General features: G+C 40.3%; 7 protein-coding genes. All 7 read left to right on the top strand.

The features are described 5' to 3' along the window. Positions 1–35 precede the first annotated feature (35 nt). The 7 genes from ACNR9Q_RS01440 to ACNR9Q_RS01410 all read left to right on the top strand — a co-directional run bounded on the left by ACNR9Q_RS01440 (position 36) and on the right by ACNR9Q_RS01410 (position 15,665). Positions 36–731 carry an ABC transporter ATP-binding protein gene (locus ACNR9Q_RS01440; RefSeq protein WP_419212802.1) on the top strand — a complete coding sequence of 232 codons (696 nt, stop codon included), beginning with the start codon at positions 36–38 and terminating at the stop codon, positions 729–731. A 97-nt stretch (positions 732–828) separates the two neighbouring features. Beyond that, positions 829–3,249, top strand: a complete 2,421-nt coding sequence (locus ACNR9Q_RS01435; RefSeq protein ID WP_419212801.1) for an FtsX-like permease family protein — start codon at positions 829–831, stop codon at positions 3,247–3,249. A 239-nt stretch (positions 3,250–3,488) separates the two neighbouring features. Continuing rightward, on the top strand, positions 3,489–5,903 hold the full coding sequence (locus ACNR9Q_RS01430) for an ABC transporter permease (protein WP_419212800.1): 2,415 nt from the start codon (positions 3,489–3,491) through the stop codon (positions 5,901–5,903). A 21-nt stretch (positions 5,904–5,924) separates the two neighbouring features. After that, the gene (locus ACNR9Q_RS01425; protein ID WP_419212799.1) at positions 5,925–8,306 is read left to right on the top strand and encodes an ABC transporter permease; all 2,382 of its coding nucleotides are present in this window, start codon (positions 5,925–5,927) and stop codon (positions 8,304–8,306) included. Between the two features lie 23 nt (positions 8,307–8,329). Further along, a complete protein-coding gene (locus ACNR9Q_RS01420; RefSeq protein ID WP_419212798.1) occupies positions 8,330–10,681 on the top strand; it encodes an ABC transporter permease in 2,352 nt (783 codons plus the stop codon). A 65-nt stretch (positions 10,682–10,746) separates the two neighbouring features. After that, positions 10,747–13,146 (top strand): ABC transporter permease, encoded by a 2,400-nt coding sequence (locus ACNR9Q_RS01415; RefSeq protein ID WP_419212797.1) that lies wholly within the window; start codon positions 10,747–10,749, stop codon positions 13,144–13,146. A gap of 89 nt (positions 13,147–13,235) precedes the next feature. After that, positions 13,236–15,665, top strand: a complete 2,430-nt coding sequence (locus ACNR9Q_RS01410) for an ABC transporter permease (RefSeq protein ID WP_419212796.1) — start codon at positions 13,236–13,238, stop codon at positions 15,663–15,665. Positions 15,666–15,770: the final 105 nt, after the last annotated feature.

The raw sequence follows: 15,770 nt of genomic DNA, 5'->3' as shown, positions 1-15,770 counted from the left end.
GAGATGTCTTTAAATAACAATTAAAACCATCAGCAATGATCACCATTAAAAATCTGAAAAAGAGCTTTAGAACAGAAGAAGTTGAAACTCTTGCGTTGAACAATGTTAACCTTCATGTAGAGGATGGCGAATTTGTGGCCATTATGGGTCCGTCCGGTTGTGGTAAATCCACACTTTTGAACATTATAGGAATGCTCGATAACCCTACCGATGGCAGCTACAATTTTGCAGGAAATGAAGTAGGAGGGTTAAAGGAAAGCCAACGTACCCAATTACGAAAAGGAAATTTAGGCTTTGTTTTCCAAAGCTTTAACCTGATCGATGAACTAACCGTTTATGAGAATGTAGAATTGCCCTTGATTTACTTGAAAATGGGTAAAGCAGAACGCAAGGAAAAGGTAATGAAGGTGCTGGAGCGTATGAAAATAGCCCACCGCGAAAAGCATTTTCCACAACAATTATCTGGAGGTCAACAACAGCGTGTAGCCATTTCCAGAGCGGTGGTTACGAATCCGAAATTGATTTTGGCAGATGAGCCGACGGGTAACCTCGATTCTAAAAACGGACTAGAGGTCATGAACCTGCTTACCGAATTGAATCAAGAAGGAACCACTATTGTAATGGTGACACACTCTGACCATGATTCACATTTTGCGCACAGAGTGGTCAATCTTTTCGATGGTCAAATCGTAACCGAAAGTCAGAACAGGGCCATAGGTGCCATGATATAGTAAAAGGAGTTTATTCATCAATCAATTAGTAACGGACCAAAACCATATCCCCTCATCATGGAGCTTCTTTAAAAGAATCAATCAAAAATCAGCAGTCATGTTTAAAAACTATATCAAAATCGCTTGGCGGAATCTTTTAAAAAATAAAGGGTTTACCATTATTAATGTAGGCGGACTGGCGATGGGGATGGCTGTGGCACTGTTCATAGGTTTATGGATTTACGATGAATTATCTTTCAATTCCGCGATTGAAAACCATAACCGTATCGCACAGGTATTAATGAATAAAACGGGAAACGGGGAGATTCGTACCCGGTTCAATCACCCCTATCCCATGGCGGACGAATTACGAAATGTTTATGGAGACGATTTCGAGCATGTGGTTATGAGTTCTTTTCCGGGGGACAATGTATTATCGGTAGGAGATAAACAGTTGAACGAATATGGGGTTTTTATGGAAAAGGAGGCACTTCGTATGTTCTCATTCAGGATGTTGAAGGGCAACCAAAATGCGCTCCAGGAGCCTAATGCCATCGTCATATCAGAATCAACCGCTAAGGCATTTTTTGGCGAGGAAGACCCTTTGGAGAAGGCCATATACCTAAATAATGATATAGTGGTTACTGTAAAAGGTGTTTTTAAAAACTTTCCCAACAATGCCAACATCTTTGACGCACTGAGTGCCTTTTCGGAGGTAAAGACCCTACAATTTGTTGCCTCTTGGGATTTGTATGTGGTAATGAACGACTGGGTGAAAACGGCCCGTGATCAAAAGTTATGGGATAACAATTCGTATTTGCTTTATGCACAAATAGCTGAACATACGACCATGGCCGGCGTAAGTGATAAAATTAAGAACGTGCTCCATGAGCATGTTCCGGAAGATACAAAACGCAGTAGCCCCCGCATCTTTTTACATCCCATGAAAGATTGGCATCTGCGGTCTACTTTTAAAAATGGGGTTGCGATTGATGGCGCTATTCAATACGTGCGCTTGTTCGGCATCATAGGAATATTTGTATTGCTGTTGGCCTGCATCAACTTTATGAACCTTAGCACGGCCAGGGCGCAAAAGCGTGCCAAGGAAGTGGGTATACGAAAAACTTTAGGCTCACTGAAGAATCAGTTGGTGAGCCAGTTCATGTTGGAATCATTGCTCGTTACCCTTTTTGCATTCATATTGGCCTGTGGTCTTGTACTATCGTTACTTCCATTTTTTAATCAACTGTCAGATAAACAAATTAAGTTTCCTTTCACCATTCCAATTTTTTGGATGATTTGTGTGGGATTGGTACTGGTCACTAGTCTATTGGCGGGAAGCTACCCTGCACTTTACCTGTCCTCTTTTAGACCGGTTAAAGTGTTGAAAGGGACCCTTCGTACGGGAAAATCAGTAATGTCGTTTCGGAAGGTATTGGTAGTTGTTCAATTTACCGTTTCCATTGTTCTCGTAGCGAGTACGGTATTGGTGAATCGACAGATACAACATTCTAAAAACCGTACGGTTGGATATGTTCAAGATGGATTGATTATGGTTGAAAAAACGACCAATGATTTCGAGGGTAAATACAATACGCTTCGTGAAGCACTGAAAAATACTGGTGCTGTAGTGGAAATGGCGGAATCATCAAGTCCCCTGACCGAAGTCTGGAACACGAATGGAGGTTTTGATTGGAAGGGTAAGGACCCCGATTTTGATGTGAATATCGTCACCTTTTATGTGTCGCATGACTATGGAAGTACAGTGGATTGGAATATTGCCCAAGGCCGGGACTTTTCCAGGGAATTCGCCTCTGATTCAACAGCCTATATACTAAACGAGGCAGCCGTTAAGTATATGGGGCTAGACGACCCCGTAGGAAAAAGGATTAGATGGTATGATGGGGAACATAAAGTCATTGGGGTTGTGAAAGACTTATTGGTCGAATCACCTTTTGAGCCTGTAAAACAGGCTATTTACACCGTAAATTACGGTCAGACAAACTGGATTACCCTAAAGTTGGCCCCAGGGAAGAACTTTATGGAGTCCCTAGACCAAGTAGAAACAATTTTTAGGAACATAGCACCCGATGTTCCGTTCCAATATCAATTTGTTGATGCAACCTTCGGATATAAATTTAAAACTGAGGAACGTATGCGGAAGTTGGCCGGTATTTTCTCGGCACTTGCCATATTGATTAGCTGTTTGGGCCTTTTTGGTCTTGCTACCTTTATGGCGGAACAGCGAACAAAGGAAATTGGGATACGGAAGGTGCTGGGCGCCTCTGTTCCAAGCCTATTCAAAATGTTATCCAAAGATTTTGTGGTTTTGATCATGCTATCTGGCCTAATTGCGGTACCGGTAGCCTATCATAATATGCAGCAGTGGTTGGAGAATTACACCTATCGCACTGATATGCCATGGTGGGTTTTTGGTGGCGCTATTCTAGGTGTATTGTTTGTCGCCATTTTAACGGTAAGTTATCATGCTCTCAGGGCCGCGAGAGCAAACCCTGTAAAAAGTTTGAGAACGGAGTAGGGTACTAAGTTCGATAATTTATAAAGGATATAGTGGATACAGGCATGGATACCAGTTGCGAGTGTAAATATATTGTACATCATTTGTAAAAATGTTTTACACTTAATAGTTTCGAAATAATACAATTAACTGTTAATCAGTTATTTGTAAAATCGGCATGAAATTGGTCATCATAATGAATGAAAAACTCGTCAACCTTCCAGAGGGTAGCCAAAGCATCAATCAAAAAATCAACAGTCATGTTTAAAAATTATATTAAAATTGCTTGGAGAAATATAAAAAAGGATAAACTCTTTACGGTTATCAAAATTGGGGGGTTTGCCATGGGTATAGCGGCTTGTATTTTAATCGCTCTTTTTATCAAAAACGAGCTAAGCTACGATGAGCACTACGTGAATAAGAATAGGATTTACCGTGTGGTCATGCAGGGCCAAATGAATGGGGAGACCTTGAAAAGTGTTCACTTTCAAAGGCTTTTCGCTGAAACGTTGCAATCGACATTTCCTGAAATTCAAAAAGCGGGTAAAATAAATACAAGCGAACTATTTGGGGCAGGGCGTAGGGCATTGCGGGTAAAAGGAGCCATCCAAAATAATTTTGAAGAAGGTTTTATCTATGCTGACCAACAGGTTTTTGAAATATTAGAATTTGATTTGTTGGAAGGAAACACAAAAGACGTTTTAACAAACCCCGGAAGTATTGTACTTACCGCCTCAAATGCGGCCAAGTATTTTCCTAATGGTGATGCGGTAGGAAGTACGATGTATTTGGACGATAACACCCAAAAACCCTTTACCGTTACGGGAATCATTAAAACGGGTGGTGAGGAAAAATCACATCTTGACTTTGGGTATCTCTTAGCAATAGAGGATACCGATACGAGCTGGTCGACTACCAATTATTTCACCTATTTATTGGTAGATGAGAATACCGATATTCCCATCTTGGAAAAGAAAATGCATTTCATGTTAGAGAAGTACTTCATTCCGGCAATAGTAGAAAGAGGAGTGGGAGAAGACTTTATGGAGGTGTTAAAAACATTGGAGTATAAATTACAGCCCATTACTGATATTCACCTAAAATCCGACATAAAAATGGGTGATAGGTTAAAGCATGGTGACATTCGTTTTGTTTGGATGTTTGCGGCTATTGCTGGTTTTGTACTCTTATTGGCGGTCATCAATTTTATTAATCTTTCTACGGCCAAATCTGCGAACAGGGCAAAAGAAGTCGGACTCCGAAAAACGGTGGGGGCCTTTAAAAGCAATTTGGTGAGTCAGTTTCTAATAGAATCCATCATATTCAGCCTTATTTCTTTTGTTATTGGAATTTTATTGGCGTGGATTTTATTACCAACCTTTAATTCCATTGCGGCCAAAAATATAATGATGCCATGGTCGGCATTGTGGTTCTTGCCCTTGTTGTTATTCTCGGCCCTAATCGTAGGTATGTTGGCAGGGTTGTACCCCGCCATGTACCTATCCGCTTTTAGACCGGTTAATGTGCTCAAAGGCAATCTAAGCATTGGAAGCAAAAGTGGAAGTTTACGTAGTGGGCTGGTCGTTTTTCAATTTACCACTTCGGTCGTATTGATCATAGGTACATTGATTATCTACCAACAAATGAATTACATTTTGAACAAGAAGCTGGGATTCGATAAGGAGCAGGTGCTGATGGTAGAAGGAACAAATTTATTGAACAACAACATCAAGACCTTTAAAGATAGACTTCTTGAACTAAGCGAAGTTAAAAGTGTTTCGGTAAGCGATTATCTTCCGGTAGAGGGTACAAAGCGCAACGGTAATAGTTTTAAAAGGACCGATGGTGGCGACCAAGAACGAGACGTACCGGGACAAATATGGAGGGTAGATTATGATTACATATCCACCCTAGGTCTTCAGGTAAGTAAAGGGAGGGGATTTTCAAAAGAATTTGCAAGTGATTCTTCTGCGATAGTAATCAATACTGCAATGGCAAAGGAACTAGGTTTTGAAGATCCTATCGGAAAACATATTAACAATGGTCAAGATTGGACAGTTATAGGGGTGTTGGAAGATTTTCATTTTAAAAGCCTGAAGGAAGATATTGAACCACTTAGTTTGGTCATCGGTAATAGTCCCAGCATAGTATCCATAAAATTGAATAGTGGGATAACTGCCGGAGCTTTGAAAGACATAGAAAAGGTTTGGCAAGAATATGTGCCGAACCAAGCTTTCGAATACACCTTCCTTAATCAAGAATTTGCTCAAATGCACGATGATGTTCAGCGTATGGGTAAAATCTTCAACAGTTTTGCACTCTTCGCCATATTTGTGGCATGTTTAGGCCTGTTTGCACTTTCGGCCTTTATGGTGGAACAACGTAAAAAGGAAATTAGTATTCGGCTGGTATTGGGTGCTCCTTTTAGAAGTATCTATCAATTGTTAACGCTAGATTTTATGAAATTGATTCTCATCTCCATCATCATTGCCATCCCCATAGGATGGTACATGATGAACCGATGGCTACAGGATTTTGCGTATCACATCAAAATTGGATGGCAGGTATTTTTAACAGCGAGCTTAGTCGCCTTAGCTATAGCTGTATTGACCATCAGTTATCAATCTATTGGAGCGGCTTTGGCAAAACCTTTAAAAAGCTTACAAACGGAATAACATCTATTAAAAACGGAAAACATGTTCAAAAACTATCTTAAAATCGCTTGGAGGAATATAAAGACCAATAGATTATTCTCCTTGATAAATATTGTGGGCCTATCGATGGGGCTGGCCATTGTTATTCTTTTATTCTTGTTTATTTCGCATGAAAAAAGTTATGATAAAATGTACCCCAAGAACGACCGAATATATAGGGTAATAACAAAAACGGACGGGGATTTTGGTTTTGAAACTTGGGCCACGGCACCACCTGTTGTGGCCAGGGCATTGACAAATGAGGTTACCAATGTTGAAATGGCCGCTAGAATGTTAAAGCATGATTTTGGGGGTACGGCGTCGATACGTGTGAACGATCAGAATTTTACGGAGGACATGTTTTATTGGGTAGACAAAGAACTGATATCCATTTTTGATATAGTTCTTTTAAAAGGAGACAAGGAGGGGGCCCTGGATCGGCCAAATACGGTAATCGTATCGGAAACCACCGCAAAAACGTATTTTGGGAACGATGATCCCCTGGGGCAAATAATTTTGGTCGATGATAGTCGAAAGCTTGAAGTTACCGGGGTATACAAGGATTTTCCTGAGAACAGTACGTTGGATGCCGATGTAATGGCCTCTAGCAAGGGCTATTGGTTCTATGATAACACGCAGTGGTCAAATGTCAGTTTTGAAACCTATTGTCTTTTAAAGAAAAATGCTGCTTTAGAGACCACGTTGGGGCAAGTGGACAAAATGTTAAATACTAACGTGCCCAAAGAAGACCAATGGTACGCCCTTTCATTGCAGCCTTTAAGCAAAGTACACTTGTATTCTGCTTCTTATGGTAACACCTATTCCTCCCGCGTAGGAGATATTAGTGAAGTGAAAAACCTAGGTTATTTGGCAGTGCTTATACTTCTTATCGCCTGTATGAACTATATGAACCTTACAACGGCACGGTCTCAAAAGCGTTCAAAAGAAGTGGGCATCAGTAAAACCCTTGGCGCAACCTCTAGATCTTTGGTGGGTAGATTTTATATGGAAACGGGCTTGATCACGGCTATTTCAATTGTGTTGGGTTTGTTATTGGCTATTCTTGTCTTACCTGGTTTTAACGCGTTGACCAATCAGCAATTGAAAATAGACCTCTTGATCAACGGTAAATTTTTCATGGTTTTATTTGCAATTTGGGTCACGACCACCTTTTTGTCAGGAATATACCCTTCACTCTATTTGTCCAGATTTTTACCCAAGGAAATTCTATCCCCTTCCTTGAAACAGGGAAAAGGAAATGCTGTGGTAAGAAAGGGCTTGGTGGTGCTACAGTTTGCTGCTTCTGCGGCCCTAATTGTCGGCGTACTGGTCATCTACCAGCAGACTCGGTTTATTCAGCATAAAAATTTAGGTTTTGCACCAGAGAACGTTATGGCCATATCGGTAAGGGGGTTGCGCGGGGCAGAGAATCAAAGCGCACTTATTCAAGAGTTCAAGAGTTTGACCGACGTTACCTCGGTTGCCATGGCGCAAGGGTATCCTAGTATTGATGTAAGTGGACGCACGTTACGAAAAAATCAATCGGACGAACATGGGTTGAACATACAGACCAATGTGGCCGATGCCGAGATAATCGATGTCTTAAATCTGAAACTTTTAGCGGGCAAAGGGCTTCCAAAGTTTAAAAATGAAAGCGATACGTTGGTGGAAGTGGTCTTGAACAAAAAATCCGTTGATTATTTGGGCTTTTCCGCTGAAGAAGCCATTGGAAAGGAAGTCTATATTGGGATTCCCAATACCATTGTAGGCGTAGTGGATGATTTTAACTATGAATCTTTACGGCAACCTATTGGTGCTTATGCTTTTCATAATAACAATAGTGAAGGAAAATCCTATATGTTGGTGCGGTTTACATCAGGAAATCTATCCAATACGTTATCCGGTTTGAAAACTGCTTTCAACAAGGTAGCACCTAATCTAGATTTCGACTATACGTTCTTAGACCAGAATCTAGAAAAGCTGTATGCACGTGAAAAAAGGGCGGGGCAAATAAGTATCGTATTTTGTGTATTGGCAATTTTCGTGGCCGCTTTGGGCTTGTTCGGCTTGGCTGCATTTACGGCAGAACAACGTAGAAAGGAAATAGGGATACGCAAGGTTTTGGGGGCTTCGGTCACTTCTATAACCCAGATGTTATCAAAGGATTTTGCAAAATTGGTAGTAATCGCTTTACTCTGCGGTTTTCCGTTGGCCTACTGGCTTATGGAAAATTGGTTGGAGGGTTTTGCCTATCGCATACATATCCATTGGTGGGTATTTGTGGTTTCAGGTTTTGTAGCGATAGGTATAGCGTTGTTGACGGTCAGTTTCCAATCTATAAGAGCAGCTTTGACAAATCCTGTAAAAAGTCTGCGTACGGAATAAAACCAAATTAAAAAACGAGAGCCATGTTTAAGAACTATATTAAAATTGCTTGGAGAAGCCTTTGGAAAAATAAAGGCTATAGTGCGCTAAATATTTTTGGGTTAGCGATAGGGATTACCTGTGCAGGTCTCATATTACTTTGGGTCGAAGACGAAGTGAATTATGATAGCATTTTCCCTAAACAAGATTTGGTTTATTATGTTCCTACCAACCAGCAATACGAAGGAGAATGGCGAACGTTTTATTCAACCCCTATGTTATTGGCCCGTGACTTAAAGCAGGAGATACCTGAAATTGTTAGGGCGGTAGCAACTTCACCCCAAAATTTACTCTTCACCGAAGGAGAAAATGGAATAAATAGGCAAGGTAGATATGCCAATGCGGATTTTTTTGAAATATTTAGTTTGCAATTTCTTGAAGGAGACTCCGAATCCGCTTTTGAAAGACCAGATGCCATCGTTCTTACCAGAAAAACAGCGTCGGATTTATTTGGGGAAAACACGCAGGTTTTAAATAAAGTACTTCGCGTTAACGACAAAGATAATTATGTGGTAACCGGTGTTGTAGAGGATCTGCCAAAAACTATAACCTTTGGTTTTGAATGGTTGGCCCCTTTTGAGCGGTTTTCGGCGGGTGAGGAATGGATGCAAGAATACGGCAGTAATTTTACCGATACGTTCGTGGAGCTCGCTCCAGGGGCGAATTTTGAGGAGGTAAATGCCAAAGTCAAAAAAATGATTCCCTCAAAGATTGAGCAGGCCAACACCTACGCCTTTTTGCATTCGATAAAAGATTGGCACCTAAGATCCAATTTTGAAGGCGGTAAAAAGGTGGGTGGTCAAATAGTGTATGTAAGGCTGTTCGCACTAATTGCACTTATAATTTTACTTATTGCTTGTATTAATTTCATGAATCTTGCCACGGCAAGAAGTGAAAAACGAGGTAAGGAAGTAGGTGTACGAAAAGTATTGGGCTCAGGTAAAAGGAGATTGGTCACACAGTTTATAGCCGAAGCGCTGATTACAGCAACTCTTGCCTCCACTGTTAGTGTTTTCTTAGTGATGATACTCCTCCCACAGTTCAACCTATTGGTAGAAAAACAGATTGAGTTTCGGCTGTTCTCGCCTTTACATGTATTTTCCCTTTTGGGTATAACCATAATTTGTGGACTCCTAGCGGGATGGTATCCTGCTTTTTACCTATCATCTTTCAAACCAGTAAAAGTTCTTAAAGGGATAAAAGCCAAAGGAGGAAGTGCAAGCCTCATAAGAAAGGCATTGGTAGTGGTGCAATTTGCAGTTTCTATAATATTTATTATCAGTACGATGATCGTTTATCAACAGGTGCAATATGTAAAAGGACGTGATCTGGGATACCAAAAAGAGAACCTCATCAAAATGGATGTAAACGGTGATATGGTCAAAAATTTCAATGCCATTAAACAAGATATGATTGCATCCGGAACGGTGGAGAATGTTGGCCTCAACAATTCCCAAATCCTTTACGGGGGCAATGATGGTTCAGGTTTTCAATGGAAAGGCGGTACGGATACGGAAGATGTACTTATTTCCTTTAGACACATAACACCATCTTTCTTGGAAACTGCCGGAATGAAATTGATGGAAGGCAGAAATTTTGGGGAGAATGTGGCCGCCGATAGCACAAATGTCCTAGTTTCCGAATCACTTGCTAAGATGATGGGTGAGGGCAGTGCGGTCGGTAAGACGATTAGTAGGGGCGAAACTTATAACATCATAGGTGTGGTAAAAGATTACTTGTTCGGTAATATGTACGGTACTGCCGAACCCGTATTATTTTTTAACAATCCTGATTATGCAAATTATATGTACGTAAAAGGCAAGTCGGGCAGGGCTACGACCGAAATACTGGCGACAATGGAGAAAGTGATGAAGAAATACAACCCTGCATTTCCCTTTGAATACGAATTTGTGGATGATGCTTTCAACGCCATGTTCAGAAGTGAAAAACTTATGGGTGACCTTTCAAAAATATTTGCCGTACTGGCCATAATTATTTCATGTTTGGGCCTATTTGGTCTCTCAACATTTACGGCAGAACAGCGTAGAAAGGAAATTGGAGTAAGAAAGGTTTTAGGAGCTAGTGTTTCCGGTATTGTGAATCTACTTTCAAGAGATTTTTTGAAGTTGGTATTTATCTCCATTTTGATTGCTATTCCATTGGCTTGGTATACCATGCAAAATTGGTTGGAAAGTTTTGCCTATCGTATTGAAATAAGTTGGTTGGTATTTATAATTGCTGGAGTCGTTGCCATTACTATAGCACTATTAACGGTTAGCTTTCAGGCGTTCAAAGCGGCTATGTCTAATCCGGTAAAAAGCCTTAGAACTGAATAAATCATCATCAACTAACCTTTTTTCAATCCTTTGTAGGAGCTAAGGGGGGCTTAAAAACGAAAATAATGTTTAGAAACTATATCAAAATCGCTTGGCGAAATCTTTTAAAGAACAAAGGGTACTCGGCTATTAATATTGGAGGTCTCGCAATAGGAATGACCTGTTTTTTGCTAATTGCCATGTTCATTAAGAACGAACTTTCCTATGATCGTTATCACGAAAAGGGAGATCGAATTTACCGGGTGGTGCATCATAGTAGTGCGGATAATACGGAAGACCAATGGATATGGGGAAATGCCCCGGTAGGGCCCGCTCTAAAATCCGACTTTCCCGAAGTAATTGAGAAAGTCCAGTTTTCCGGTAGATCTGATGTTTTGTTGGAGTATAACAAACGTTCCTTTCAGGAGAGCAATTGTTTTTATATGGATCCCACTGTCTTCGATGTTTTTACTTGGCCCCTGATTTCTGGAAATCCAAAAACGGCCTTGGAAGCTCCTTATTCTATCGTTCTGACAGAAAGTACGGCAAAGAAATATTTTGGAGATGAGGATCCCATGGGAAAGGCAATCAACGGTATTGGTGGAAGGGCAAATGACGGAATTTATACCGTAACGGGCGTGATGAAGGATGTACCGTCGAATTCACATTTTTCCTTTGACGTGCTGATGTCCATGAGTTCATTCTATCAGACCAGACCTGAAATTTTTGATTCTTGGGGCTATGTGGATTTCTACACCTATTTTCTGGTCGATGAGAATTTTGACCAACAGGTATTTCAGTCCAAAATACCAGCATTTTTAGATAGAAATCTCCCGGAAGACGATGCGGAATATTATTATAATCTGACTTTTGAACCCTTAAAAGAGGCCTATTTACAATCGGAAGCTGCAAGACAACCGGGTATTACAGGTAGCCTTTCCAACATTTACATCTTTGCCATTATCGGACTGTTCATTTTGATTATTGCATGCATCAATTTCATGAACTTAGCAACGGCCCGTTCCTTAGAAAGAGCAAAGGAAGTAGGCATTAGAAAAGTGATAGGGGCAAATAAAAAAGGACTGGTTTATCAGTTCATGGGGGAATCGCTGACCATGGTATTTTTAGCATCAGTATTGGGCCTGGCTTTGGTATTTTTCTGTCTTCCTGCCATGCGGGCAATTACTGGGAAACCCTTTTTAACAGAAGAAATTTTTGATGGTTCTACCCAGTTGTTATATGCGGCAATGGCATTGGTTATTGGCTTATTATCCGGTAGCTATCCTGCTTTTGTGCTTTCTAGTTTTAAACCTTCAAGCGTTTTAAAAGGTGTTTTTAGAACATCGCAAAATGGGAACAGGCTTAGAAAAGGATTGGTCATATTTCAATTCAGTCTATCCATAGCTTTAATAGCGAGCACTGTAATTGTGTATTTTCAGTTAGGTTTTATGCTAGATAAAAATTTAGGTTTTGATCGGGAACAGCAATTGGTCATCGACTTTAATTGGGACGATAAGGTAATTGACAACATGGAAACCATTAAAAGGGAGTTCATGGAGCTGCCTGAAGTAGTTTCGGTCGCCGGTTCAAGAACTGTACCAGGAAGTCATTTTCCTGCCGCTGGCACCGATATAGAAACACAAGAAGGTCAAATGGAAAACTTTAGTCCATTTCTTTATGAAATCGATTTTGATTTTATTCCCCACTATGAAATAGAAGTGGTCGCTGGACGACCGTATTCAAGGGAATTTGTAACGGATTCTACCCAGGCGATGATTGTTAACGAATCCGCGGCTAGAAGTTTTGGTTATGCAGACCCACAGGATATAATCGGTAAACGGTTTCAACAATGGGGCCGTGAAGGTACAATAGTAGGAGTGGTAAAGGATTTTAATTATTTGTCGTTACACCAAAAAGTAGCGCCATTAACATTGCGCTACTCACAGTATGGAAAATACCTTTCTTTAAAGATAAAATCCGGAAATATGCATCAGGCCATAAGGAAGGTGGAACGTAAATGGGAGGAAATCGCACCCCATCGTCCTTTTCTGTATAGTTTCTTAGATCAATCCTTTAACCAGCAATACGAGGCCGATTTCAAGTTCAAGAATCTCTTTACTATTTTTTCATTTTTGGCCATTTTAATTGCCTGTTTAGGATTACTTGGTTTAGCTACTTATAGTGCGGTACAACGTACCAAGGAGATTGGCGTACGTAAGGTATTGGGTGCTGAGGTTTCCAGTATCGTTGTTCTTCTGTCCAAGGATTTTTTGAAATTGGTGCTTATAGCAATTTTAATTGCGACACCCTTTTCTTGGTATGCCATGAGCAAATGGTTAAGCGTCTACGCCTATCAAGTTGATATTAGTTGGTGGGTATTTGCCCTGTCCGGAACCATTGCTTTTATCATCGCTTTTGTTACGGTGAGTTTTCATGCGATAAAAGCGGCAAGGACAAATCCTGTAAAAAGCCTACGAACGGAATAGAAGTTCCCGCCTAATAAGGAGGGATTAAGGGAGGTGTAAAGAATGTACAATCAGTATCAAATTAATTCACCACACAAAAAACGAGAATCATGATAAAGCAATACTTAAAAATCGCTTGGAGGAACATCCTAAAAAACAGGCAACAGACCATTATAAATCTGTTGGGATTAACGGTTGGAACTGTAAGTTGTTTAGCTATTCTCCTTTATGTTTTTGCTCAGTTTGGCTATGACCAACACCATAAAAATGCCGCATCTATCTATAGGGTTGAAACCATTATTGAAAGGGACGGCGCTGAAAATTTTGATACGGGGGCAGCATCCCCGCCGATAGCCTTTGCATTAAAAGAAGATTTTCCGGAAGTTGAGGAAGCCACCCGTGTGGTATTGGCCGATGTCTTTAACAGTAGCTTGATCGGAGTAGCTGACAGTAATGATGCCTACTATGAACCCAGGGTATATTTAGCAGATTCTACTTTTTTTAAGGTATTTGCCTATAACTTCCTAGAAGGAAGGCAGGAAATTGCCTTGAATGGACCAAATTCCCTAGTTCTCTCGTCTTCTTTGGCAAAGAAAATGTTCGGTAGTCAGAGTGCCTTGGGAAAAGCGGTTAAATGGGGCAGTGGGGAGAATGCCCAAAACCTGACGGTTACGGGAGTTTTTGATGAAAATTACGGTAAATCGCACCTGAGCCCTAACTACATTGTAAGTATGAGCACCCCTGGTATGGGGACTTTTGTGCAAAGCTTTCAAGATTTTGCTACAAATAATTTTGTATATAGTTATGTAAAACTGAAGCCAAATGTTGACGCTTCAAAGGTTCAAGCTAAATTACCTGGTTTTATTCAGGAAAGAGGAGCACAGGATATGGCCAATGCGGGAATGGATAGTAAGGTGTTGATTTTAAAAAGTGTACCTGATATTCATCTTTATTCGGAAGGAAGAAAGAATCAAATCCATGAAGTTTCGAATATAAAGTATTTATATTTTTTACTCACATTGGCCATCTTTATACAGCTAGTGGCATGCATTAATTTCATTAACCTTAGTACGGCCAGGGCAAGTAAAAGAGCAAAAGAAATAGGAGTAAGAAAGGTAGTCGGCGCCGGAAAAAATAGCTTAATGCGGCAGTTTTTGGGTGAATCCCTAATGTTATCCATATTCGCCATACTCATTAGCATTCCAATAACGATTTTGTTATTGCCCATGCTGAACGAACTTACCAAAGCATCACTCACTTATCATGATTTATTGAACTGGAGGATAGGAGTCTTATTGATAGCCCTAGGTATAGTTACCGGATTCTTGGCCGGGATTTACCCTGCAATAATACTTTCCTCTATAAAACCGATTAGAGCACTTAAAAGCTCCACAGTTTTACAATCTGGCAGTGGTAATTTCAGGAAAGCTTTAGTGATCTTTCAGTTTGTTGTTTCCATAAGTCTGGTAGCGACAGTTATTATTGTAACACAGCAATTCAAATTCGCTCAAACCAAAGATTTAGGCTTTAATAAGGACAATCTTTTAGCTTTACGAATCGGTACCGATGAGGCTTCCAGCAAGTTTGAGTCCATAAAATCCGCATTTTTGGAAATACCGGGAGTGCTAAATATTTCTAGTGGTAATTATTCACCTTCCGAAATAGTTTTGTCCGATAATGGTCTTTACCTCCCAGGCGGTAATAGGGAGAATGTTACCCTGGTTAAAAGACAAGGTATTAGCGAAGGCTATTTTGAAACAATGGACATCCCTGTGGTAAAGGGTCGGGATTTTACCCCGGCGGATACAACGGACCAAATAATTGTGAATCAGGCGACTTTAAAGGCCTTTAATATTTCAGAAGAGGATGCCCTAAGTTCTAGACTGGTACAGAGTTATGGCGAAGAAACTTTTGAAATGCGAATAATAGGCGTTGTGAAGGATTATCATTTCGCTACTATTAAGGAGGAGATAGCACCACTTTTTTTACATAAGGAAACATCGCCTAATTGGTTATTTCTTAAGACAAAAACCAGCAATTACGGCCAGCTATTAAGCAACCTGGAACAGCAGTGGAAAGCGACAGTAAAGAACGTTCCTTTTGATTATAGGTTTGTAGACAAGGAGGTAGAGAAATTGTACGACGAAGAAAAACGTCTTGGTCAAATTTCGTTAGTTTTTACAGTTCTCGCCATATGTATTAGCTGTCTTGGTTTGTTTGGGCTTGTCTCCTATGTTGCGGAACAAAAGAAAAAGGAAATAGGAATACGTAAAGTGTTGGGCGCAAGTATAGCATCAGTAGTTCAATTATTGACCAGAGACTTTGTTATCCTAGTGGGTATTGCATTTTTAATTGCATCCCCAGTTGCCTACTATTTTATGCAAAGATGGTTAGAAGGTTTTACTTATAAAATAGCTATTCAATGGTGGGTATTTCTTTTGGCGGGTGGGTTTGCGCTGATTATTACTTTCTTGACGGTCGGATTACAATCCCTAAAATCTGCGCTTGCGAACCCAGTTAAAAGTCTACGAACGGAATAGCTTAGTTATGACATATTCTAAAACAGTCTTCGCGTAGTACCGTGATTGTAGGTTTTTGATTTTTGCGTTGCCTTTGTAAATATATTGTACATGGTTTGTCAAAAT

Origin of the sequence: Maribacter sp. X9 (assembly GCF_048537565.1) — a bacterium.
Classification (GTDB): Bacteria; Bacteroidota; Bacteroidia; order Flavobacteriales; family Flavobacteriaceae; genus Maribacter.
This window is presented reverse-complemented; position numbering and strand designations above follow the sequence as displayed.